Origin of the sequence: Flavobacterium muglaense, assembly GCF_014305155.1 — a bacterium.
Taxonomy (GTDB): domain Bacteria; phylum Bacteroidota; class Bacteroidia; order Flavobacteriales; family Flavobacteriaceae; genus Flavobacterium; species Flavobacterium muglaense.
Genome location: NZ_JACRUK010000053.1, coordinates 1 through 25,335, shown reverse-complemented (window position 1 = coordinate 25,335; position 25,335 = coordinate 1). Strand labels below are relative to the sequence as shown.

18 protein-coding genes are annotated in these 25,335 nt (G+C 34.8%); 10 read left to right on the top strand and 8 right to left on the bottom strand.

Features of this window, described 5'->3' with window-relative positions; translation table 11 throughout:
* The first annotated feature begins 387 nt into the window (after window positions 1–387).
* The 6 genes from H8R24_RS15420 to H8R24_RS15395 all read left to right on the top strand — a co-directional run bounded on the left by H8R24_RS15420 (window position 388) and on the right by H8R24_RS15395 (window position 8,228).
* Window positions 388–1,110 carry a LytR/AlgR family response regulator transcription factor gene (locus H8R24_RS15420; protein WP_187020840.1) on the top strand — a complete coding sequence of 241 codons (723 nt, stop codon included), beginning with the start codon at window positions 388–390 and terminating at the stop codon, window positions 1,108–1,110.
* A gap of 533 nt (window positions 1,111–1,643) precedes the next feature.
* On the top strand, window positions 1,644–2,060 hold the full coding sequence (locus tag H8R24_RS15415; RefSeq protein WP_187020839.1) for a hypothetical protein: 417 nt from the start codon (window positions 1,644–1,646) through the stop codon (window positions 2,058–2,060).
* 595 nt (window positions 2,061–2,655) lie between these two features.
* Window positions 2,656–3,732: a peptide chain release factor 1 gene (prfA, locus tag H8R24_RS15410; protein ID WP_187020837.1), complete on the top strand. Its 1,077-nt coding sequence runs from the start codon at window positions 2,656–2,658 to the stop codon at window positions 3,730–3,732.
* A gap of 233 nt (window positions 3,733–3,965) precedes the next feature.
* Window positions 3,966–5,996 carry an OmpA family protein gene (locus tag H8R24_RS15405; protein ID WP_187020835.1) on the top strand — a complete coding sequence of 677 codons (2,031 nt, stop codon included), beginning with the start codon at window positions 3,966–3,968 and terminating at the stop codon, window positions 5,994–5,996.
* A gap of 295 nt (window positions 5,997–6,291) precedes the next feature.
* Window positions 6,292–7,119, top strand: coding sequence for an orotidine-5'-phosphate decarboxylase (gene pyrF, locus H8R24_RS15400; protein ID WP_187020832.1), 828 nt, complete (start codon window positions 6,292–6,294; stop codon window positions 7,117–7,119).
* 302 nt (window positions 7,120–7,421) lie between these two features.
* A complete protein-coding gene (locus H8R24_RS15395) occupies window positions 7,422–8,228 on the top strand; it encodes an ABC transporter substrate-binding protein (protein WP_187020830.1) in 807 nt (268 codons plus the stop codon).
* 137 nt (window positions 8,229–8,365) lie between these two features.
* Here H8R24_RS15395 and H8R24_RS15390 read toward each other — a convergent pair whose 3' ends face one another.
* The 4 genes from H8R24_RS15390 to H8R24_RS15375 all read right to left on the bottom strand — a co-directional run bounded on the left by H8R24_RS15390 (window position 8,366) and on the right by H8R24_RS15375 (window position 14,566).
* A complete protein-coding gene (locus tag H8R24_RS15390) occupies window positions 8,366–10,831 on the bottom strand; it encodes a TonB-dependent receptor domain-containing protein (protein WP_317172591.1) in 2,466 nt (821 codons plus the stop codon).
* Window positions 10,770–12,128, bottom strand: coding sequence for an HTTM domain-containing protein (locus tag H8R24_RS15385; RefSeq protein WP_187020828.1), 1,359 nt, complete (start codon window positions 12,126–12,128; stop codon window positions 10,770–10,772). The genes H8R24_RS15390 and H8R24_RS15385 overlap by 62 nt, the downstream gene beginning before the upstream one ends.
* A gap of 46 nt (window positions 12,129–12,174) precedes the next feature.
* The gene (locus H8R24_RS15380) at window positions 12,175–13,296 is read right to left on the bottom strand and encodes an imelysin family protein (RefSeq protein ID WP_187020826.1); all 1,122 of its coding nucleotides are present in this window, start codon (window positions 13,294–13,296) and stop codon (window positions 12,175–12,177) included.
* A 61-nt stretch (window positions 13,297–13,357) separates the two neighbouring features.
* Entirely contained in the window at window positions 13,358–14,566 is a 1,209-nt protein-coding gene (locus H8R24_RS15375) for a DUF4856 domain-containing protein (protein WP_187020824.1), read from the bottom strand.
* 332 nt (window positions 14,567–14,898) lie between these two features.
* Between H8R24_RS15375 and H8R24_RS15370 the strand changes: the two genes are divergently transcribed.
* Together H8R24_RS15370 and H8R24_RS15365 are read left to right on the top strand one after the other, a co-directional pair.
* Complete coding sequence (locus tag H8R24_RS15370) at window positions 14,899–16,062, top strand: imelysin family protein (RefSeq protein ID WP_187020822.1); 1,164 nt, start codon at window positions 14,899–14,901, stop codon at window positions 16,060–16,062.
* A gap of 60 nt (window positions 16,063–16,122) precedes the next feature.
* Window positions 16,123–17,523, top strand: coding sequence for a di-heme oxidoreductase family protein (locus H8R24_RS15365; protein WP_187020820.1), 1,401 nt, complete (start codon window positions 16,123–16,125; stop codon window positions 17,521–17,523).
* Between the two features lie 101 nt (window positions 17,524–17,624).
* Here H8R24_RS15365 and H8R24_RS15360 read toward each other — a convergent pair whose 3' ends face one another.
* Entirely contained in the window at window positions 17,625–17,771 is a 147-nt protein-coding gene (locus tag H8R24_RS15360) for a hypothetical protein (protein ID WP_187020817.1), read from the bottom strand.
* Between the two features lie 105 nt (window positions 17,772–17,876).
* Here H8R24_RS15360 and H8R24_RS15355 point away from each other — a divergent pair, with 105 nt between their 5' ends.
* Window positions 17,877–18,689, top strand: a complete 813-nt coding sequence (locus tag H8R24_RS15355; protein ID WP_187020815.1) for an alpha/beta fold hydrolase — start codon at window positions 17,877–17,879, stop codon at window positions 18,687–18,689.
* A 172-nt stretch (window positions 18,690–18,861) separates the two neighbouring features.
* Here H8R24_RS15355 and H8R24_RS15350 read toward each other — a convergent pair whose 3' ends face one another.
* The 3 genes from H8R24_RS15350 to H8R24_RS15340 are packed head-to-tail and all read right to left on the bottom strand — an operon-like array spanning window position 18,862 to window position 21,202.
* Window positions 18,862–19,584, bottom strand: a complete 723-nt coding sequence (locus tag H8R24_RS15350; RefSeq protein WP_187020813.1) for a DUF4197 domain-containing protein — start codon at window positions 19,582–19,584, stop codon at window positions 18,862–18,864.
* Between the two features lie 22 nt (window positions 19,585–19,606).
* Window positions 19,607–20,461, bottom strand: coding sequence for a formyltetrahydrofolate deformylase (gene purU / locus H8R24_RS15345; RefSeq protein ID WP_187020810.1), 855 nt, complete (start codon window positions 20,459–20,461; stop codon window positions 19,607–19,609).
* 33 nt (window positions 20,462–20,494) lie between these two features.
* On the bottom strand, window positions 20,495–21,202 hold the full coding sequence (locus H8R24_RS15340; protein ID WP_187020808.1) for a DUF4197 domain-containing protein: 708 nt from the start codon (window positions 21,200–21,202) through the stop codon (window positions 20,495–20,497).
* A gap of 278 nt (window positions 21,203–21,480) precedes the next feature.
* On the opposite strand from H8R24_RS15340, the gene H8R24_RS15335 reads away from it, so the two are divergent.
* Complete coding sequence (locus H8R24_RS15335) at window positions 21,481–24,915, top strand: methylmalonyl-CoA mutase family protein (protein ID WP_187020806.1); 3,435 nt, start codon at window positions 21,481–21,483, stop codon at window positions 24,913–24,915.
* Window positions 24,916–25,335 lie beyond the last annotated feature (420 nt).

Here is a 25,335-nt window from a genome sequence, read left to right as displayed (position 1 = left end):
AATTGAAGACTAGCAACCGTGCAGACTTTAAGTCTGCTAACCAAATCTATGGACTTTCAGTCCATAGTGGTTTAGTTCAAAAGAAGGTAGTTTAAGTGGCGTTTTAATTCCGCCTTTATTGTTTATTTCGTTTGTTGAGAATGCTGTAAAACACAATAATGATTCAGCTAAATCATCCTTTGTAAATTTATTTTTTGAAGTTAGTAATAACGAACTTTTTTTCAAATGCATTAACTCAAAACCTGTTTTAAAAGCTGTAAATAGTGGTATAGGAGGTTTAGGATTGGTAAATATTAAAAGAAGATTAGAATTGCTGTTTCCATTATCTCATGGTATAAAAATAGAGGATAGTCAAGAAAGATATTGTATAACTTTAAGTATAAAATTATGAACTGTATTATAGTAGATGATGAGCCGTTAGCAAGAGAAGCCATTCAAATGTTAATTGATCAAACTGATAACTTAGACTTGATAGGGTCATTTAATAGTCCATATTCAGCGACCGATTTCTTGCTAAATAATGAAGTTAATTTACTATTTCTCGATATTAAAATGCCTGGAATAAATGGGATTGAATTTGCCAAAACTATTCCAAAAGAAACGTTTGTGATTTTTACCACTGCATTTTCTGAATTTGCTTCTGATAGTTATGAAGTTGATGCGATTGATTATTTGATAAAACCAGTAAAATTAGAGCGTTTTCAAAAAGGTGTCGATAAAGCACAGGCATTTTACAAATTATTCAGTGCTGATTATGCTAATAATAATATTGAAACTATCATTGATGATTATTTTTTTATAAAAGCCGATAGAAAAATAGTTAAAATTCACTTTAACGACACCCTTTTTATTGAAGGATTAAAGGATTATGTAGTTATGCACACAGAAAATCAAAAAGTGATTACTGCGATGAATATTAAAACAATTCATGATCAATTACCTAAAAATATGTTTGTGAGAGTTAGCAAGTCCTATGTTATCAATGCAAAAAAAATAGATTCTGTTGATAATAATACAGTATATATAGGGAAAAATGAAATCCCTATAGGAAATATTTACAGGGATTTCTTTTTTAATGAATTTGTGACTAAAAAGATATTGAGTAGATAGCTTTAGCTTGATTTAATATCGAATTTTGATGTTCTAATGATATAAACTTGTTTCTCAAAATTTGCATATCCTCACTTATTTTTCTATCCAAACTTTTGCGTAGAGTTGAGTAGTTCTCAAATTTTTATGCCTTAGCATTTTGCGCCCGCTTTCTATGAGAACGCCGTTTGTAAGTGTTACATTCGTTGCAAAAGTATGACTATGTGAAAAGTTAATTCTTTTTCAATCTCGCAAACGCCCGCAATTTCCTTTAGAAAGGCATTTTTTTTTTTGATTTGTCAATATTAGAAGTAGCTCGACAAACTATGGCGGTTAACTAATTATTGCGGGATGGGACACGGATTAAACGGATTGACTTCTCTCGACTGCGCCCGAGATGACAAAAATACGGGGATTGAAACGGATTTTTAGTGCTGAAACTGCGGAACTGCGCTAACGATGAGGTGATTTACATGTGTCGTCGGGATCCTGTGCTGGGCTGTAAACAAGGTATCGTATTTAGTCCTACATTTGCTTACTAATAAACATCATAAATGACTACATCTACACAAAATTGCGAAAACTTATTTTTAGATAATTCGGATTCAAGTTTAACAGCAATGGAACAAAAATCAAAGGAATTAAAAATAAGAGGTGTTGGTATAATTGCCTTTTTGGAAGATGGAAAAGAAAATTGGGTTTCTAAAATGAAAGTTATGGGAGCTTTAAAAAATGAGAAAGTCAATTTTTTGGCAGTGGCTTATTCTAAAGCTGGCGAAATGGTGGATACACTCAAAAACAGTGGTACTTCTGATAGAACACCTTTATTGGGCGAGTTTAATTTTCTTGGCGGACTGATCGAAAAAGTAAATAATGGCTATGTTTTAGTCGTTTTCTCGGGAGCTACTGGCGAAGAAGATACCGTTGTTGCGGAAGTTGGGTTGGAATTTATTCTTAGTAAATTAAAATAATTCTTTTTCCATTTGAAATTAATGGGAACGTACTATACTAAAGGATTCGTGTGTCAGCGGGGGGAATGGAACGCGGATTAAGTAATCAAAAAAGCTACAAAGTTTGTCATTCCGTAGGAATCTCAGATGGTGTGAGTTGCTTGTGTGAGACGCTTTCAGCGTGACAATATTGGGGTTGTTTGTGTGAAAATAAATTAGGAGTTAGCGTGAGTTGCTTGTGTGAGACGCTTTCAGCGTGACAATATTGGGGTTGTTTGTGTGAAAATAAATTAGGAGTTAGTGTGAGTTGCTTGTGTGAGACGCTTTCAGTGTGGAAAAATTTTGGTGAAGCTGGGTGGAATAGTATTTCGCACCACAATACTGCGTGAAGGATAGTAGTGGAAATCCTTTTTATGATGGAGCGGTAGCGGAATTATAAAAAGATTGCAACGAATAGCCTGACTGCCTTTTTTGGGCAGGCACGCCCTAATTGTTATTTTAGGGTTAAAAGGCGGCGCTTTTGAGAGAATTTGGACGATTAAAAACTTGGAACTTTAAACCTTAAACTTTAAACAAAAATTTTGTATTTTTGCACTCCAATAAAAGGACTAAGATTATGTTAGATAGACTTCAAATAGTAAAACAACGTTTCGATGAGATATCGGATTTGATTATTCAGCCGGATGTAATCTCTGATCAAAAGCGTTATGTGCAATTGAATAAAGAATATAAAGACCTGAAAGCATTGGCTGAAAAGAGAGACGAATACGTGCTTTTGATGGCTAATATTGAAGAGGCAAACGAAATAATTACGGACAATAGTGATGCAGATATGACCGAAATGGCCAAGATGCAACTAGACGAAGCGAAAGAAAGATTACCAGAACTTGAGGAGGAAATTAAGTTTATGTTGATTCCGAAAGATCCAGAAGATGCTAAGAATGTGATGGTGGAAATTCGTGCCGGAACAGGTGGAGATGAAGCAAGTATTTTTGCAGGAGATTTATTCCGCATGTATACTAAGTACTGTGAAAACAGAGGTTGGAGAACATCGGTAGTGGATATGAATGAAGGTACATCTGGAGGTTTTAAAGAGGTGATCTTTGAAGTAACTGGAGAAGATGTTTATGGTACGTTGAAGTTTGAAGCGGGTGTTCACCGTGTGCAGCGTGTGCCGCAAACGGAAACACAAGGTCGTGTGCATACATCAGCAGCAACGGTTATGGTATTGCCAGAGGCAGAAGAGTTTGATGTACAAATTGATATGAATGATGTGCGTGTGGATTTCTTTTGTTCGTCAGGACCTGGTGGACAATCCGTAAATACAACGAAATCGGCGGTGCGTTTAACACATATTCCTACGGGATTAGTGGCGCAATGTCAGGATCAAAAATCACAACATAAAAATAAAGATAAAGCGTTTATTGTATTGCGTTCTCGTTTATACGAACAGGAATTAGCCAAGAAACAAGCCGAAGATGCTACTACACGTACATCACAGGTGAGTTCAGGTGACCGTTCGGCTAAGATTCGTACCTACAATTATGCGCAAGGTCGTGTTACAGATCATAGAGTTGGTTTGACTTTATATGATTTAGGAAATATTATGAATGGTGATATTCAGAAAATTGTTGAAGAACTAGCCTTAGTAAACAATATGGAGAAACTGAAAGAAGCTAGCGAAGTTTTTTAAAAATAAGATAATCAGACTGATAGGATTGTGTTTTTATAATTGTAATTCTAGAATGTTTGTTGTAAATAGTAAAACGGCCATACTAATTGTTTTTAGTGTGGCTTTTTTATTGGATTGTTTTTAAATTGTTATAAAATGAGTTTTAATAAAGAATTTGTAGAAATAAACCTTATTTTTGCACAGATTTTAGAAGGATTTTGATTTTAAAGCACAACGTTTAATTAGATTATATTATGAAAAAGAATTTACTAGCCTTAGTAGCTTTTGCAAGTTTTGTTTCGGCAAATGCGCAGTCTTACCTTGGATACACTCATGACAATTATGCAGGTGTACAAAGTGTGTTGTTTAATCCAGCGTCTATTGTTGACTCTCGTTTTAAGACAGATATTAATTTGTTCTCGATAAGTACATTAGCAACAAATGATGCTTATGGAGTGAATTTATTAGATGCATTTAAAAGTGGATATGATTTTGAAACACAAGCAAATAAGTCATTGGCTTTGAGTAATAATGCAGCCTTTAATACAGATGTTATGGGGCCTTCTTTCATGTTTAACATTGCGCCAAAGCATTCTCTTGCAATTTTCACAAGAGCTAGAGCAACGGTTAATGTTTTGAATGTAAACGGAAATGTTATTGACGAATTATCAAAAGATAATACTAATAATTTTGATTACAGTATTGGAAGTCCAAACGCTGTTGGGAATTCATGGGGAGAGCTAGGGCTTTCTTACGCAGCAGTTTTATATCAAAACGGTGCTCACTTTTTAAAAGGTGGGGTTACTGCTAAATATTTACAAGGTGTTGCTAACTATCATTTTCAAGCGAATGGGGTACAATTGAAATATGTAGAGAATACAATAAATCCGCAAAACAGCCAGTATACAAGTACAGGTACTGCAGTTTACGGCTCTAGTCAGGATTTTAACGTTGATAGTGATGTTAAAGTAGATAGTAATTCAAAGGGATATGGTTTTGATCTGGGTTTGGTTTACGAGTGGAGACCAGATTATGAGTCGTCAAGATCAGATCTTAATAACTTAAAATACGTAAATAAATACAAATTGCGTTTTGGAGTTTCGGTTACGGATATAGGAAGTATGACTTATGATAAAGGAGTTCGTAATGCTTATAATTTGAACAAAACAATTACTCAAAATGATGTTGACGCTGCTGATGATTTTGATCAGTTTTTAAAAGATAATTATGCTGCGACTCCAGTTAATGGAACAGTAAAATCATACTTACCAACTGCTTTACATGCAGATGTTGACTGGAATATTCATAATAAATTTTACTTGAACTTAAATGGAGATTTTAGTGTAGTAGATAAAAATAAATTGAATCAAAATAGTATTGCTGATCGTGTAAGCATTACGCCTCGTTACGAGTCAAGATGGTTTAGTTTTTACCTGCCAGTTTCGTACATGGATTACAATAAGCAAGCACAAGTGGGTGTAGGTTTACGCACTGGAATTTTCTTTATTGGATCCGGTTCTGCTGTTACCAATTTAATTTCGAATAACTCAAGAGCAGTAGATTTCCATTTAGGAATGAAAATACCTGTTTATCAAAAAAAAAAGAGAGTTGCTGCGGAAGATAATATCGAACCAGCACCAATAGCTATAGCTGCTCCTGATGTAGATACTGACGGTGATGGTGTTGCTGATAAAAATGATGCTTGTGTGGATGTAGCTGGACCTGCTGACAACAAAGGTTGTCCTTATGCTGATACGGATAAAGATGGCACTATTGATAAAGACGATAAATGTCCAACGGTAGCTGGACCAAAAGAAAATAACGGTTGTCCATGGGCTGATACTGATGGTGATGGAATTGCTGATAAAGATGACAAATGTCCTACTGTAAAAGGTACAGCGGCTAATAAAGGTTGTCCAGAGGTTACTGCTGAGGTAATCAAGCAATTGAATAATTTTTCTAAAGCAATTTTATTTAACTCAGGAAAAGCAACTATTAGACCAGAATCTAATGTGAAATTAGAAGAAATTGTAAAAGTAATGAGTAGTTATAGTGCTGCTAACTTCACACTAGAAGGATATACTGATAGTACAGGATCGGCGGTGAAAAATTTACAATTATCGAAAGAAAGAGCTGCGGCTGTAAAAGCGTATTTGATTGCAAAAGGAATCAGTGCAGACAGACTTTCATCAGAAGGATATGGTGTTGTTAAGCCAATTGCATCTAATAAAACAGAAGCGGGAAGAGCTCAAAACAGAAGAGTTGAAATTTTGTTGGCTAAATAATTAGTTCAATTTTTTAAGGTTATAAATAAAATGAGGTCTGAAAAGGCCTCATTTTTTGTTTTAAATCAATCGGTAAATAAGGTTTGTGCCAAAGGGCAATGCAGTCTAATCTTATTTTATCAACTCGAGCGGAGTCGAGATGCAACAATGGTTCTCGACTGCGCTCGAACTGACATTTGGACCATTTTATAAATAGGATTGGAACTAATCAATTGGTACATTTTTTCAGTAATAAAAGATATATACAAATTAATTGAAATCTAGTTTGTAAATTTGCCAAACAACCCAACTACAAATGACTACAGAACAACTTTACAATCAAATTCAAGAAAAAAAATCATTTCTATGCGTAGGCCTAGACGTCGATTTAAATAAAATACCAAAACATTTATTAGCACTTGAAGATCCTATTTTTGAGTTCAACAAAGCGATAATTGACGCGACACATGATTTATGTGTGGCCTATAAGCCTAATATTGCTTTCTTTGAAGCTTACGGAATGAAAGGATGGTTGGCTTTGCAAAAAACGATCAATTACATCAACGATAATTATCCAAATATTTTTACGATTGCCGATGCAAAACGTGGGGATATTGGCAATACATCGTCTATGTATGCCAAAGCTTTTTTCGAAGATTTAAACTTTGATAGTGTGACTGTTGCTCCGTATATGGGGAAAGATTCAGTAGAGCCATTTTTAGCTTTCGAAAATAAACATACCATCATGCTTGCCTTAACTTCTAACGAAGGGGCATTTGATTTTCAAACTCTTTTAGTAGACGGAAAAGAATTGTACAAACAGGTATTAGAAACATCTAAATCTTGGAAGAATAGCGAAAACTTAATGTATGTTGTAGGTGCTACAAAAGCCGAATATTTTACTGAAGTGCGCAAAATTGTTCCCGATAGTTTTTTACTAGTTCCTGGAGTAGGAGCACAAGGAGGAAGCTTGGCAGAAGTATGTAAATACGGAATGAACGATAAAGTAGGCTTGTTGATTAACTCATCAAGAGGAATCATCTACGCATCAACAGGAACTGATTACGCCGAAAAAGCAAGAGAAGAAGCGTTGAAAATGCAGCAGGAAATGAGCGGGATTGTTAGTTTAAAGTTTAAGGTTTAAAGTTGGCTCAGTTTGTTGGTGATTTGTTTAAAGTTTAAAGTTTTGCATTGTCTATAAAACATTGTGAACAAAATAAATCTTAGCTTTTCTTAATTCCTTAATGATCTGATTTTTTAAATATTAAGAAATTAAGCTTCATTAAGCTTGTGTCTAGCTTTTAAACTTAAAACAAGAAAACTTTGTGTAAAACCTAGCGGCCTTTGTGGTTAAACAAAAAAAACTTAATTTTTCTTAATCTCTTAATGGTTAGAAAAAAAACTTAGCGGTTAAACTTTTTAAACCTTAAACTAAATTTTTCAAACTTGAAACAAATTTCATTCACTGATCAACTCGGAACAGAACATACTTTTGAAAATTCGCCTAAGCGAATCATTTCTCTTGTGCCATCACAAACCGAATTGTTATATGACTTAGGACAAGAAGCTAAGATTGTTGGGATAACCAAGTTTTGTGTGCATCCCTATCATTTTAAGTCAACAAAGAAAAGTGTGGGCGGTACTAAGAAGGTTAATTATCGAAAGATAAAAGAATTGCAACCCGATATTATCATTTGCAATAAAGAAGAGAATACCCAAGAAATGGTGGAGCGATTACGTGAAATTTGTCCGGTTTGGGTGACGAATATCATTACCGTAGAAGATAATTTTCAAATGATAACTGATTTTGGTCAGCTATTCAATTGTAGAACCGAGGCGAATAAGTGGAATGATAAATTGGCTTTTGCCTTGAGCGATTTTAAAAATTTCGTCAAGGATATTCCGGTGAAGAAAGTGGCTTATTTCATCTGGAAAAAACCATATATGGTTGCGGGTTCAGATAATTTTATAAATGAATTATTGAAGCTCAATCATTTTGAAAACATATACGATACTAAAGGACGTTATCCCGAAGTGGCAATCGAAGAAATCGTTGAAGAAGGGGATCCTGATTTTATTTTTCTATCCTCAGAACCGTACCCATTTAAAAAAGAAGACGGTTACGAAATAAGTAACTACACAGATAAAGCACAAACGGTTTTAGTAGATGGCGAAATGTTTTCGTGGTACGGCAGCCGCTTGTTAAAAGCATTTACTTACTTTAAAATGTTGCATCGCAATATAGGTAACTAGTTTTTTTTGCTTTTGCAAAAGTGATAATCTCCTTTTTAGGAATATAAAAAAAACCATTTAGAGATTAAGAACATTAAGACTACTGCTTAATGAAACTTAATCTCTAAATGGTTTGCCATTTTAGAGTATATTGGTTGTTAAAACACGAATTCTAAAGTGGTGTAAAACGTTCTATTGTCTGAGGGAATAATACCTGGTCCAGGATATCCAGTAGCTCTACGGGTAAAATAACTGTTGTTTGTAAAATTAGTTATACCAGCTTCCAGTTTCCATTTGTTCCATTTGTAAGAGCAAGAAACATCAGCTACATAGTATGCAGGAATAGTTCCTGAAATTCCTGTAAAAACATTGTTTGAATTATTACTACTTGCGCTTGAAAGTTGCGATGATACATAAGTAAATTGAACACTTGAAATAAAGTTTTTATAACCTACAGTAGTTCCTGTTTTAATATTGTATAACGGCACAAACTCTACTTTATCCCCTTTTTTAATTGTTGGAATGTCAGATCTTAAATAGTTAGATCCTGTAACAGCCGAGTTTGTAAATAAATTCCAACTAAAGTTTTCCTTTTCTTCAAAATAAGTTTTAGCAATATTCCAGTCTAACAGCGTTTCAAAACCGTAGGTTAGTGCTGTACCTGTGTTGGCTCTAATTTTTACAATTTGATTAGAAGAGTTGGTACTGTCGTAATCACCTATTTTATCATTGTAGTAGAGTCCGAAAATACTAGTATCAAATGAAAGTTTGTTGCCAATGCGGCCTCTTAATCCAATGTCAGAGGTGTACCCTTTTTCATCGGTAATATTTTCGTCTATTTTTTGGCTAGGATTTACAGTACGGATGTCACTAAAAGTAACAGATCTATAATTTTGTGAAAGATTTCCGTAGAATTCTATTCCGTTTTTAGGTTTGTAACTCAAGCCCACTCCTAGTAAAAGTAGGTTTCGATCTTTAACCGTGTTTTCAGATTGCGTTTTATCAAGAATAACGTTTCCTGCTAAATCGCGATTGATTACGCGATAAGAACCATTGGCTTGTGTTCTAATTTTTTCTATCCTAAATCCAGGAGTGATCGTGAAATTAGAATTAAGTTTGAAAATGTTTTCACCAAAAACGGCTAAGTTCAAATTAGGGAAAGTGAAATCTGATTGGTCTTTGTAGAATGGAAATTCATCAATTGCTATATTAAAATTGGCATCACTACCAGAACTGCCTGGGCCTTGCTGTTGTGAGTTTTTTGATTGATAGTATTTGGCTCCAATTAAAAAAGCACTCTTTTGTTGACCAATAAAATATCTTTTTAAGTATCGTGCTTCGGCACCCCAGTTTACAAAATTACCAATGATTAAATCACGATCAGCCATAGGATCCGGAGTCGTAATTCTGTTGTCTCGAAAACCTAAGGCTTTTCTGCTGGCGTCCAATCCAAAAAGTTGTAATGAAAAATCCGAATCTTCATTAAACTTGTGCTTCAAGCGCAACGCAAATAGATTCCAATTTACTGCAAACCAGTTTCGAGTTCTATTGCTCTGTCTCGGGTTTTCATTAAATTGTTCATCCGTTAATCCTCCTGGCTGTTGTGCTAGGTAATTATAGAAGGTATAATCAAAATGTAGGGACGTTTTGTCGTTAAACTTGTAATTCAAATTAGCAAAATAGTTTTTGCTTTCAAAATCGGAGTTGGGTCTGTAACCGTTTCCTTTCTTGTAGTTTAAAAAAGTATAATAGCTAAACTTACCATTTGTTCCGCTAATTGAAGTGAAATTAGTGAACAATCCGTATGAACCAATTGTGTTTCTAGTTGTGAATTCAAACGGTTTTGTTGTAGGTGTTTTTACCTTAAAATTAATCAAACCACCAAATTGTGTTCCGTATTGTAAAGAAGCAGCACCGCGAATGACTTGGATTTCTTCTAAAGCTTCGGTGGGAGTAGCGTAGTAACTTTCGGGGTAACCCAAAACATCTGCGCTAATGTCATAGCCATTTTGGCGTGTATTGAAATTAGCAGTTCGGTTGGGGTTTAATCCACGGCCACCAATACTTAACTGCAAACCACCATCGGAGCTTTCGTTGATCGTTAAGCCAACAACTTGAGCAAATATTTGTCTCGCATTATTGGTTGCCTTATTAGCAGTCAATTTACTTATGTTGACTACCTCTGTTTTTTTACCAGCGTAGATAGCGGTTTCTTCAATATCATTTAACTTATGAATAGCTTGTAGTTTATCATTTTGTTTTCGAATGATAACTTCAGAAAGGTTGTTGATTTTAGTAAGTACAATCGTTACCGTACTTGCGGTGGTAATACTGTTTTGTTCGACAATACTGTATCCTTCTTTGAAAAAAACAAAATCAAAGCTTCCAGATTTTTTTTCGTTGATTTCAAATGCACCATTACCATCTGTAAACGATTTGGTGTTAGTTGACTTATTGTATATTTCTACTTTAGCCAGTTTTTTTCCATTTCCATCAGTCACCACGCCCGAAATTTTATTTTGAGCGAATGTAAGTAGTGGAAGTATTAAAAATAGAATTAGACTAAAATCCTTTAATTTCATCATTAAAGGGTAGAATCCATGTTTTGTGTTTGAAACTTTCATTTTCTTTGGCTAAATTTATTTTTGAATCTATATATTTCTGGCTTAATCGCCCGTTGAGTGCTACGTAGCTTTCTACATAAACTTCGGGATCATTGACGCCTTGTTGTTGGTAATAATTGTGCAAATGGTGTGCGTATTCTAAAATAAAATCAGGTTGAAACGCCATTTGTTTTTCTTGAAAAGCGGTCAAAAAATGGCTGTTATTAATTCTGACTTCTTCATGAGTTGTCGCATCTTTAACGGTAAATGTAGCGTATCCTGCTTTTTCCATTAGCATAACGCGCCAAGAGAAACGGAAACCTTCCTCAGTCCAAAATAATTCATTTGGATAGCATAAATATCTAAAAGGGAATAGCAACTGAAAAGTTACAAAACAGCTGATAAATACAATTTTTATTTGGTAAGAGGTATTGAAATTTGGTACTTTTTCTTTTCCGTTTTCGAATAAAATAATGCTACTTGCAAATATACGAGCAATAAAGTTCAATACCTTTTTGTGAAAACTGGCATCAAAGAAAATCAAGGTACTGATTATCATTACGTATGGAAAAACGCCTATAGGAAATAATATTTTAGTTAAAATGTGAAACACCACAACTAAAATAAAACCGAATAGTCGGGTTCTTTTGTAAAGTAATAAAAATACAATTATGAGATCGTAAATAGCACCGGTCCAACTGAAGGCATAGTGCACCCAGTTTTGATTTAATAGAGGTCCAATTAAAGGAAGGTTGGAATTATTGGGTAGCCAAATTTTAAGAGGCATGGCTTCGATTAGCCAATCAGAATTTAGTTTAGCAAGTCCTGCGTAAAAGTAAACTAGTGCAAGTAATAGTTTGAGTATGTCAATATTCCAAGCTGGTACTTTTTCGAATCGTAGCTTTTCATTTTTATAAGCATCAATTGAAAAGTAACAGTTAGCGGGAAGGAATAAAAGTATAAAACTGATAATTGTGATAAAGTAATAATGGTTTAGGTAGGTGGTTTTATCCATTAACTCAATGTAAGTAAAACTCAAGAAAAAAGTTAGGATTGCCCATTTATACTTATAGCCAATAGCTACAAATAAGGCCGCAATACCGCAAATTAGAAATAGTACGTAAGTATAATTGCCAATAGGTTTTACCCATTCAAAACCATAATAAGTAAAATGAAATTCAGGAGTGATATAAAATTTCTTAATCCATCCATAACTGGCAAAACGAATCAAACTCAAAAGCATCATTAAACCAAACGCTAGCCTATAAAAGGCTAGCGTTGCGGCTGAAGTATATTGTTTGAAATAATTTTGAATCATTATCGGATTGTTGTGTTACAATTAATTCGTTTATTAGCAGTTGGAATTAATCTCCGTCACCATCTACGTAATCAATAGTAATATTTAAAGCTTGCATCATATCTAGTTTAATGTAAACTACGTTTTGTTGTAGCACATCATAAGCAGCAAGCATTTTAGTGTTGTCACTATTTATTTGATTCGAAAAGCTAGCATTTAGAGTTGCAGTTGCAGTTAAAATCGCGCTAAATTGGTTGTTGATGATAGTACTTAATTTTTCACCAGAACGCATTGCATTAACGTAATCTAAATATGATTTTAAACCTTCTCCAGTTGTAGTACTAGAAAAGTGTTTTCCATTAAAAAAGTCTTGCGACGCTTTAATGGCTGTTTCTAGCAATTCTCTTGATACATCGTTTTTATAAAAAGCCTCTACTTTTTCTGGAAATTTCACTCCGGTAGAGAAAACACCTGCAGGAATCCCAATTTTTCCAGAACGTACATTTTTCTCTAAGTTTTTTACAAAATTATTAGTAGTAATGTTTACAGAGCTACTTACAGATGTACCACTATTAGCAATGTAGGTTGCTTTGTATCCTGAATTCCAATCTGCTAAAACAGTATCAGCACTAGATTGTAGTCTTGTTATTACATCTGTTAAGTATTTTTGGTATTTTGTTGCATTAGCATTAGTGCTATAAAATGAAATGATCGAAGTATTTGTAGTTCCTAGTCCGTTGATTAAGTAATCCAAAGCAGGAAATCCTTGTTTGTCAAATTGAGATAACAAAGTCAAGTTGTATCCACCTGCTGAGATATTAGAATCGATGCCAGCCGCATTTGTTGGATACGTATTAGCACTTTCTTTTAAGTTTATTTCTTCGGATTTTCCAAAACTATAAATAGCAACGTATTGGTATGCTTTGTACGCCTCTAACCAAGATGTTCTTAATGTAAGTAAGTTAGCTTCTGATGGCGTTGCATTGAAAGTAGCGCTGTTTGTAGCAAGTACTTTTAATTTAGCTTGATAGTTGGTATAACTTGGAATGATAATGTTCTCAGACCAATTGGTTAATAGTACTTTACGATCGTAGTTACTACCACTAGTTGTATCGCCGCTATTGTCACTTGATGAGCAAGCTACAATGGTGCTAACAACGCTAAAAAATATAAATAGTTTCTTCTTCATGTCGACTTCTTTTTTTTGCAAAATTACAAAAGGAATTGTACTTATCTGTATTTATTCTAAATTAATTTACTGTAGCAGCTTGCGCAACAGTGAAGCCAAATTTTGTAGCTATTTGAGCTGAAATAGTATCTAGTTTTGCACCGATTGTATCGATATCCCAGAAACCATTCGTACCAGATACCATTGAAGCTAACATGGCATCAACTTCTGATTTTGTAAAATAAGGGCTGTTTGTTGCTGGATTGTTAGTATATCTCAAAGACATAATGAATCCATAAGCTTCTGATAAGGCATGAAAAGCTTTTGCGCCTTTATCGGTTACTAGTTTTCCTTTCCCTTCTTGAAGGTAGAAAACGGCTCTAACAGCAGGAACCATTGCTAGTTTAGCTTTAATGATGTCAATTTGTGCATCACGAGTCACATAGTCGTTAGCAACAATTGCAGCTCTACCTTTACGGAAAGCCAAGTCGATGTCAGCAGTTAGTGTATTGAAATCCACATCAGCATTAACTTGACCAATGTAGCTAGCCCAAAATTTTGTACCATCTACACCATAAATATAACCGTAAGCTTCATCCCAAGTATGCTCCATTGTAGTGTATGTTTTTCCTGTTTCTACAACTTTGTTGGTATTATTGGTTTTATTAGTACCGTCATCAAGTTTATTTTTACTCAAATAATTATTTACAATTTGATCCATAAAACTAGCTCCCATCATTCCTTTTAAAAGAACTTGTTGAGGCTCTAAACCGTTTGGTGCAAATAATCGTTTGCTTGTTCCGTCTAAGTACGAACCCGTAACACCAGCAGCAGCTATTGTACCTTTACTAGCGTCTTGTGCTAATGTTAATTGTGTTTCAAAGAAAGCTTGAACAGTTGTTTTTTCGGTAATACTTCCACCACCTAAATATAGTTCGAAATAATCTCTTGAAGCCGCAGTTTTGTCTTTAAGTTGTTTTCCAGAAGAGTTTAGTGCATCGGTTGAAAAAGCGTTGTTTGTATTTGAATACATGTTACTCAAAACAGTTTTGTCTGCAAGAGTTCCATTTGTAGCTGCTGTTTTTATGTAATTTCCCATTTCTTCTAGCATAGATAATCTACTGCTTTGTCCGGAGAAATCTACAGTTGTCACACTATTTCTTTCAAATGTGTATGTTGTAGGTACTGTATAGTTAGCTATTGTTGCGTCATTGCTATCGTCACTTGTGCATGAACTCAAGGATAATGTAACAATTGATAAGGCTGTGAAAATTAAATTAGAATATTTCATGATGGTTATTAAGATTAAATAAAAATAATTTCTGCAAATATAAAACGCAATTTAGAATTGGCAAAACTTTGTTTAGATTATTTCTAAATAATATTTAATTGTACTGATTTTGTGGTGATTGCAGGAAGTTTTTTTGAATTCAGGAAAATGAACCGCACTAAATGTACTTTGCTTAGGGGGTTGCTCATGATGAAATCCGAGCTAATTTATTCGAATTCATGCTTTTAAGCAGTTACTTTAAGTTTTTATTTAGAAATAATCTAAATAAAATTTGGATTACAAAAGAAACATCTTACTTTTGCTTAAATTTAATCATTCTAAATAAAATTAACATGAATAAAGTATTATTTAAAACATCAATTGTTGTGCTAATTACAGGTTTTTTTCTAGCCTGTAATAACGATAAAGAAGATGTAGCTACAGTTTCTAAGAAACAAGTGATAGAAAATTATGCAAGTATAGCTTATGCCAATTATAAAAAGGCTTATGATGATGCGGTAATTTTAGAAACGGCAATCAACACATTTACAAACACGCCTACACAGATAAATTTTGACGCTGCCAAATCTAAATGGAAAGAAGCACGAGAAAGTTATGGAACAACAGAGGCATTTCGTTTTGCAAATGGACCAATTGATGATATAAATGGACCAGAAAGTTTGATGAATGCTTGGCCACTTGATGAAAACTATATTGATTATGTTGAAGGAGCAAGTACATCAGGGATAATTAATAACCCAATATTGTTTCCTACTATAGATAAGGCATTTCTAGAAGCGCAAAATGAAAATGGTGGAGAAAAAAACATAAGTGTTGGTTATCACGCAATCGAGTTTTTACTTTGGGGACAAGACTTAACCGCTCCATCTGAGAAAAAAGCCGGTTTACGTCCTTATACGGATTATGTGGTAAATGGTACAGCATCCTATCCTGTACGTAGAGGAGCTTATTTAAAAGTATGTGCTGACTTACTAACGGATCATTTAGATTATATGGTGAATCAATGGAAAGTGGATGGGCCCTATAGAAAGACTTTTCTATCACTAGCCGAAAATACTGCCATAAAAAATATGTATTTAGGAATTACAACTCTTGTATCTGCTGAATTACCTGTAGAACGTATGGATGTAGCGTTAGGAAATGCAGATCAAGAGGATGAGCATTCTTGTTTTAGTGATAATACACATAGAGATATTGCACTTAATTTACAAGGAGTGATCAATGTGTATCAAGGGAAATACGGAACCATTGATGGTGCTTCATTAGAGGATTTAGTGCAGCAGAGCAATGTTGAAGTATATGATAATACAACAGTAGCGATTAATGCTTCTTTGACAAAAGTAGCGGCTATACTTACGCCTTTTGACTTAGCTATTTCTGGAGGATTAAATTCTACCGAAGGCGCCAAAGTGAGAGCAGCTGTCTTGGAACTTAAGAATTTTGGAGCAAATCTATTAGCTGGAGCTTCAAAAATTGGAATTACCGTTAACGGATAGTTGAAATAAGTGTTTAATTTAAAGTGTCCTGTTTAAGGACACTTTTTTTGGTTTATAAAAATGAAGAATAGTTTAAAGATTTTATTGTTAGTTGTTTGTTTTCAGTTTTACAGTTGTAGTGATTCAGACGATAAATATGTTGATTTAGTTGCCGAAGAAGGAGAGCAATATTCAGGAGGTGAAACGACTTTCTTTAATACTACCGAAGAGGCATTTGGTTTTTCGGCACCCAATCTAACTTTTGATGAGCAGAGTGATTTTGGTATTGGGAATTCTTTTTTCAGACAAAGTTGGGTTACGGCTCCCTCATCAACCACTGCAAGAGATGGACTAGGGCCTTTTTTTAATGCTGTATCTTGTTCCAGTTGTCATTTTAAAGATGGTAGAGGTAGAGCACCACTATTTGATGGAGAAACGGCACATGGTTTGTTGTTGCGTTTAAGTATTGCAGGCGTTAATACTAACGGAAGTTCTTTTGCAGACCCAATTTATGGTGGACAAATGCAAGACAATGCCATTTTAGGACAAACATTAAAAGGTAGGTTTAACATTGTTTATCAGGATATTATTGAAACATTGGCTGATGGAACGGTGGTGACTTTAAGGAAACCAACGTATGTATTTAACTCTTTAGGATATGGACCATTAGCCAATGATCTAAAAGTTTCACCAAGAGTGGCAAATCAAATGATTGGTCTGGGATTACTTGAAGCTATTGATGAAAGTACTTTGTTGGCTTTCGCTGATGTAACGGACGTTAATAACGATGGGATTTCAGGAAAAGTAAATTATGTTTATGATGTAGCGACCAACTCGAAAAAGATTGGGAGATTTGGTTGGAAAGCCAATCAGCCAAATGTTCGGCAACAAGTAGCAGCTGCTTTTTCAGGAGATATCGGGATTACATCTAGTTTGTTTCCAAATGAAAATTGCCCACCAGGTGTAGATTGCAACGCTATTGCTAACGGAGGTTCTCCTGAAATTACAGATGCGAATCTAGATAAAGTTGCTTTGTATTCAAGTACTCTAGCGGTGCCGGGTAGAAGAAACTATACAGAACAAAATGTATTGGAAGGTAAAAAAGTATTCGAAACCATTAACTGTACCAGCTGTCATATTCCTAAAATAAAAACAGGGAATACCCATGTTATTACTGCATTGCGCAACCAAACAATACGTCCTTATACCGATTTGTTGTTGCATGATATGGGAATAGGCTTAGCGGATAATGCGCCTGATTTTGAAGCTTCGGGCCTGGAGTGGAGAACGCAGCCTTTATGGGGAATTGGTTTGATTTTTACTGTAAACGGTCATACAAACTTATTACATGACGGAAGGGCTAGAAATGTAACCGAAGCCATTTTGTGGCACGGAGGTGAAGCTGAAAAGGCTAAAAATAGTTTCAAACAATTGACAACTAAGCAAAGGACTCAATTACTAGAATTTATAGATTCGCTCTAGTCGTTTGTGAAGTAAAAAAAAAAGAGATTCTAGTTTTTAGAATCTCTTTTTTTATAAATTGTCTCGTCCTGATACGGTAACTGGGCTATTGCTGTTAAAAACTAGGCTTCACATTCTTCAAGAACTAATTCTTCTTCAGGGATTTCGTTTTTAGGAGTTTTAGCTACTATAAAGTTAGTTTTAGCTAGTTTTTTGTATTCTTCTTGGAGTTTTTCAATTTCATTTTTCTCTTTCAGTAAGCCAATCATAATCGTAATTTTTTTGCAAATTTAGTTTTTTACGGCGGTATTAAATACTTAAAAATTCGTTAAGATTGCGATTTGAAATTAATATAGTATTTTTGCCAAAAAACCGTGATAAGTTATACAATTTATGAAAATAAGAATGCAACTCAAGCTAGTGATAGTCTTGCGGGCAAGCAATGGGTAACTTTTGTACATGGGGCAGGCGGTAGTTCGTCTATTTGGTTCAAGCAAATTAGAGATTTTCAAAAGCAGTATAATGTTTTGTTGCTAGATTTACGCGGTCATGGTAACTCAAAGCCAACTCTTAAATCGGCATTCAAACAAAAATATACTTTTTCGGCTTTGGCCAATGATATTCTTGAAGTACTAGATCATCTTAAGATTGAAAAATCACATTTTATAGGAATTTCATTAGGGACGATTTTGATTAGGCAATTGGCCGAAATGTATCCTAATCGGGTGCAAACAATGATCTTAGGAGGAGCGATTTTAAAAATGAATTTTCGATCCCAAGTTTTGATGAGACTAGGAAATGCATTTAAATATGTAATGCCTTATTTAGTATTGTATCGTTTTTTTGCTTTTGTTATCATGCCTAGAAAAAATCATAAAAAATCACGTTTGCTTTTTATAAACGAGGCTAAAAAAATGTATCAAAAGGAATTTATTAAATGGTTTAAATTAACTACCGAAATAAATCCAATATTGAAATGGTTCAGACAAGTAGAACTTAATATACCAACTTTGTATGTTATGGGAGAGGAGGATTATATGTTTTTACCCTCGGTTAAAAAAGTAGTGGAGAACCATTATAAGTCGTCTCGTTTAGTAGTAATAGAAAATTGTGGGCATGTAGTCAATGTCGAAAAACCTATCATTTTCAATACCGAAGTATTGGCGTTCATGAATGCGCTCCAATAAAAAATGCCGACATCCTAAAATGCCGGCAATTCATTAACTAACCAAAACCAAATAATAAATAACCAGTTTATTACTCCTGCAAAGATCAGATATAAGGTTGTGTTTAGCTGTTAAAATTGTGTTATTAGTTTGTTGGCTATACGTTAAGATTTTTAAATTATTTTTTAAAACCTTATTTTTTGTCTTGCAAAGCAAATACTTTTTTAAGAACGTCTGATGTTCTAGAGTTTAAGTTGGTTCTAATATTTTTTTCTTCAGCGGTAATCATTTTAAAAACCCCATCTAGTGCTTTGTTAGTCACATAATCTGTAATATCAGGATTTACTTTAGATACAAATGGTAATGCGTTGTACTTTGTAATAATGTTTCCCCAAACCACATCGGCACCTACTTTTCCTATTGATGTTTGTACTACAGGATTAAATTTGCTGTAAAGCGCAGTAGTTGTATTGGATTGTAAATAACTAGTTGCCGAGTTTTTAGCACCTAGTAAAATACCTTTAGCATCTGTAATGCTCATGTCTTTAATTGCTGTGACAAAAATAGGTGTGGCTTCTTTTACAGCATCTTCAGCAGCACGATTTAATGCTTTTATTCCATCATCAGCTAAGCTGCTCATTCCCATTTTGCGTAAAGCGTTGTCTACTTTTGCTAATTCGGCTGGCATTATTATTTTTACGGCTTCGTTTTTATAAAACCCATCCGCTTTAGTTAACTTAGACACTTGCTCAGTAACTCCTTTATTAAGTGCTTCTTTTAGTCCGGCAGCAATGTCTAAACCGGAGCTTGTACCACTAATAGTAGCTACTTTATCGGTGGCTGTTTTTAATAAGTCTTTCAACTGCGCTGAGCTAATTAAAGGGATAAATAATAATGCTAGTACTAATTTTTTCATTTTTCTTATTTTTAAAATGGTTTTACGAAAAGATAACCGTCTTGTTACTGTAGGTCATTACTTTTCTTTCTGAGTGTAATTTTATGGCTCTTGCCAATACGATTCGTTCTAGATCTCTACCTTTCATAATAAAATCATCCACGGAGTTAATGTGTGAAACTGGCGCGATATCTTGCTCGATAATTGGTCCTTCATCAAGTTCTTCGGTCACATAATGACTGGTTGCTCCAATGATTTTTACACCGCGTTTAAAAGCCGAATGGTAAGGCTTAGCCCCTGGGAAAGCGGGTAAAAACGAATGGTGAATATTGATGATTTTATTTTGATAAAGAGCAATCAATTTTGGTGTGATAATTTGCATATATCGTGCCAAAACAATAAAATTCACTTCATATTGTTTCAGTAAGGCTATTTGCTGTTGCTCCCCTTCTTCTTTATTGTCCTTTGTAAATGGAACATGGTAAAACGGAATATTAAATTGATCTGCAATTGGTTTTAAGTCTATGTGATTGCTTATAATTAACGGAATCTCCACGTTTAATTCTCCTGCGCTATAACGCCCCAGTATGTCATACAAGCAATGTTTATACTTAGAGACAAACAATGCCATTTTTGGCTTTAAGTCTTTGTTGTAAAAATCCCAAGCCATATTGAAATCTTGGGCAATAGTTTGTTTAAAATCTTCTTTTATAGCGGCTAAACTAATCTCAGGATTAGTCAATTGACTCTCTAATCGCATAAAGAAAACGTCTTGTTCCACATCAACATGCTGGTCGATATAGGTAATGTTTCCTTCTACTTTTACAATAAAATTAGTTACTGCGGCAATGATTCCTTTTTGGTCTTTACAATGAATCAGTAAGGTGATATTTTGCATTTTGGTTGATTGTTTTTTGGTAATAGAATCTAATTATTTTTTGTCTTGCATAGCAAAAACCGATTGTAATAATGGCGAAGTTCTTGCGCTAATGTTTGTACGAATGTTTTGCTCCTCAACGGCAATCATTTTAAAAACACCAATCAAGGCTTGATTTGTCACATAATCAGTCAAGTCAGGATTAACTTTGCTTACAAGCGGGATACTATTGTATTTATTGATGATGTTTGCCCATACTTGATCAGCGCCTACTTTACTAAAGGAGTTTTTAATTACAGGATTAAATTTAGCGTACAAAGCCGTGTTAGTGCTGTTTTGTAAATAACTTGTAGCAGCAGTATTGTTTCCTAATAAAATAGTTTTGGCATCAGTAAACGACATATTTTTAACAGCACTCACAAATATTGGTGTCGATTCTTTAACAGCATCTTCGGCAGCGCGGTTCAATACCTTCAATCCTTCATCAGCAAGCGAACTCAAACCTATCTTGCGTAAGCCAGAATCCACTTTTCGTAACTCTTCAGGCAAAAGTATTTTTACAGCTGCATTTTTATAAAACCCATCAGTAGCAGTCAATTTACTTACTTGCTTCGCTATTCCATTGTCTAGTGCTTCTTTTAATCCGCCAGCAATATCAACAGTTCCTATGGTGCCAAGGCCAGGATATTGAGTCGCTATTTGTTGCAATTCGGCACAACTAGATAAAGAAAATACAGTAAGTAATAATAGAAATTTTTTCATGATATGTTTTATTTGCTCCAAAAATACTATTTAATTCAAAATGGTGCGGTATAATTTTCTTTAGAAGCAGCAACTTTATGTTATATTTAGGAACAGTTGTCCTGCTGTCCGTTATATTCACACTGTAATTGCTTTGGTGGCAATTACAGTGCGGGATGCCACTTCCATCAGGGCTCATTTATCACGTTTTCTGCTTTTTTATTAACATCTCAAAGGAAGATGGAGCAATCATTAAAAATTTTTGTAAATTGCACTCTTAAAATTATCATATTCTCAAAATGAATCCACAAACACCGTATATTCCTAAGAATAAAGTAAGAATAGTAACTGCAGCCTCATTATTTGATGGCCATGATGCAGCTATAAATATAATGAGACGAATTATTCAATCTACTGGAGTAGAGGTAATTCATCTAGGACACGACCGCAGCGTTGAGGAAGTAGTGAATACTGCCATTCAAGAAGATGCCAATGCTATCGCTATGACGTCGTATCAAGGTGGTCATAATGAGTATTTTAAATACATGTATGACTTGCTTAAAGAAAAAGGAGCAGGACATATAAAAATCTTCGGTGGTGGAGGTGGTGTGATCTTGCCTTCGGAAATTGCCGAACTACAAGCCTACGGAATCACGCGTATTTACGCGCCAGATGATGGTCGTTCTATGGGTTTACAAGGAATGATTAATGACTTGGTACAACAATCTGATTTTCCTACTGGAGATAAATTAACGGATGAAGTGTCGCAATTAGCCTCAAAAAATCCAACAGCAATCGCCCGAATTATATCGGCGGCAGAGAATTTTCCTGATGTGGCTAAGCCAGCTTTGGACGCGATCATTAAAATAAACGAAAACTGTAAAACACCAGTTCTAGGAATTACAGGAACAGGTGGAGCAGGTAAATCATCACTTGTTGATGAGTTGGTACGTCGTTTTTTAATTGATTTTCCTGAGAAAACAATTGGATTAATATCTGTAGATCCATCAAAACGTAAAACGGGTGGAGCGTTACTTGGAGATAGAATCCGTATGAATGCAATCAACAATCCTCGTGTTTATATGAGATCATTGGCTACGCGTCAATCTAATTTGGCTTTGTCTAAATATGTTGCCGATGCGATCCAAGTAATTAAAGCTGCAAAGTATGATATCATCATTCTAGAAACTTCTGGAATCGGGCAGTCTGATACGGAGATCATGGATCACTCTGATGTTTCCTTATATGTTATGACGCCAGAATTTGGTGCAGCAACGCAATTAGAAAAAATCGACATGCTTGATTTTGCTGATTTAGTGGCACTTAATAAATTTGACAAGCGTGGCGCATTAGATGCAATTCGTGATGTTAAAAAACAATACCAACGCAATCACAACCTTTGGGATGTAAATCCTGATGAGATGCCAGTTTTTGGAACGATTGCTTCGCAGTTCAATGATCCAGGAATGAACACGCTTTACAAGTCTATCATGGACAAAATTGTTGAGAAAACAAATTCGGACTTGAAATCAACTTTTGAGGTAACTCGTGAAATGAGCGAGAAAATCTTCGTGATTCCGCCACACAGAACACGTTATTTATCTGAGATTGCAGAGAGTAATCGCAAATATGATGAAACCGCCTTGAGTCAGCAAAAAGTAGCTCAAAAGTTATACGGTATTTTCAAGACAATCGAATCGGTTTCAGGAAAAATGCCTGCTATTACAAAAACCGGACTTGATGATACCACAGTATATTCAGCTAAGGAGCAAGATGAAGACAAGGTGTTTTTAAATCTTTTACTAAATCAATTTGATAAAGTAAAAATGGATTTAGATCCTTACAATTGGGAAGTAATCTTGACTTGGGATGAGAAGGTAAATAAGTATAAAAACCCAATCTACTCCTTTAAAGTGAGAGATAAGGTGATCGAAATAAAAACACATTCAGAGTCGTTATCACACTCTCAAATTCCGAAAATCTCTTTGCCTAAGTATGAAGCTTGGGGAGATATTTTAAGATGGTGTTTGCAAGAAAATGTTCCGGGAGAATTTCCTTTTGCATCAGGTTTGTACCCATTTAAAAGAGAAGGCGAAGATCCATCACGTATGTTTGCTGGAGAAGGTGGACCAGAAAGAACTAATAAGCGTTTTCATTATGTAAGTGCAGGATTGCCAGCTAAGCGTTTATCAACAGCTTTTGATAGTGTGACTTTATATGGTAATGATCCCCATTTACGTCCAGATATTTACGGGAAAATTGGTAATGCTGGGGTTTCTATTTGTTGTTTGGACGATGCTAAAAAATTGTATTCAGGTTTTGACTTGGTACATGCTCTAACATCAGTAAGTATGACAATTAACGGGCCAGCGCCTATGTTGCTGGGTTTCTTTATGAATGCCGCTATCGATCAACAATGTGAATTGTACATCAAAGCAAATGATTTAGAGAAAGAAGTTGAGTCTAAAATTAAAGCGATTTACAAAGAAAAAGGAGTAGCTCGCCCTGTTTATAACGGTGCTTTACCAGAAGGAAATGATGGTTTAGGATTATTTCTTTTAGGAGTTACTGGAGGTCAAGTATTGCCTCTGGAAGTTTATAACGAAATAAAAGTGAGAACACTTTCACAAGTACGTGGAACGGTTCAGGCTGATATTTTAAAAGAAGATCAAGCGCAAAACACCTGTATTTTCTCTACCGAATTTGCACTGCGTTTAATGGGTGACGTTCAAGAATATTTTATTACTAATAATGTTCGAAATTTCTATTCGGTTTCAATTTCAGGATATCATATTGCTGAGGCGGGTGCCAACCCAATTACGCAATTGGCATTCACACTTTCAAACGGATTTACTTACGTAGAATATTATTTAAGTCGCGGAATGAGCATCAATGATTTCGGACCTAATTTATCATTTTTCTTTTCAAATGGTGTAGATCCAGAGTATGCGGTTATTGGTCGTGTAGCGCGTAAAATTTGGGCGAAAGCCATGAAGAATAAATACGGAGCAAACGAAAGAGCACAGATGCTGAAATACCATATTCAAACATCAGGACGTTCTTTACATGCTCAAGAAATCGACTTTAATGATATTCGTACCACGTTACAAGCATTATACGCTATTTACGATAACTGTAACTCGTTGCATACCAATGCGTATGATGAAGCAATTACAACACCTACAGAGGAGTCGGTGCGTCGTGCAATGGCAATTCAGTTAATTATAAATAAAGAATTAGGTCTAGCCAAAAACGAAAACCCAATTCAAGGTTCGTTCATCATCGAAGAATTAACGGATCTTGTTGAAGCAGCTGTTTTACAAGAATTTGATAGAATCACAGAACGTGGTGGTGTTCTTGGTGCAATGGAAACGATGTACCAACGCTCTAAAATTCAAGAAGAGAGTTTGTATTATGAGACTTTGAAGCACACTGGTGAATTTCCAATCATTGGAGTAAATACATTTTTAAGTTCAAAAGGATCGCCAACAGTTATTCCAGCCGAGGTAATTCGAGCGACAGAAGAAGAGAAGCAATTCCAGATTCAAACTTTAGAAAACTTGCATATAGCTAATGCGACGCAAGTTCAAATTCAGTTAGATAAAATTCAAGATGCAGCTATTAAAAATGAAAATTTATTCGATCATTTAATGGAAGCAACGAAAGTTTGTACGCTAGGACAAATCACGGCTGCCTTGTTTGAAGTAGGAGGTCAGTATAGAAGAAACATGTAAGCAGAGAACCACTTTTTGTGAAGCAAAAAGTGTGTGAATCGCTTATCCCGATTTTTATCGGGATCTAGAGAACCACAATTTGAATGATAAAAAGTGTGTGAATCGCTTATCCCGATTTTTATCGGGATCTAGAGAACTACAATTTGAATAATAAAAAGTGTGTGAATCGCTTATCCCGATTTTTATCGGGATCTAGGGTTGTGCTGCATAAGATTGTTTTTGTGAAGCAAAAAGCATCTGATTTTCATAATTTTAGATAGAGGAATAAAAGGAATTAAACCTTTCAGTTTAGGCTGGGAGGTTTTTTTTATATTTTTTTTTCTTTGGTTTAAAGCCAAATAAATTAATAGAGGTGTAAAGTTATGTACTTATTTTAATTATTTGTAATCCAATGTGTTTATGCTTCATCATCTTAATAAT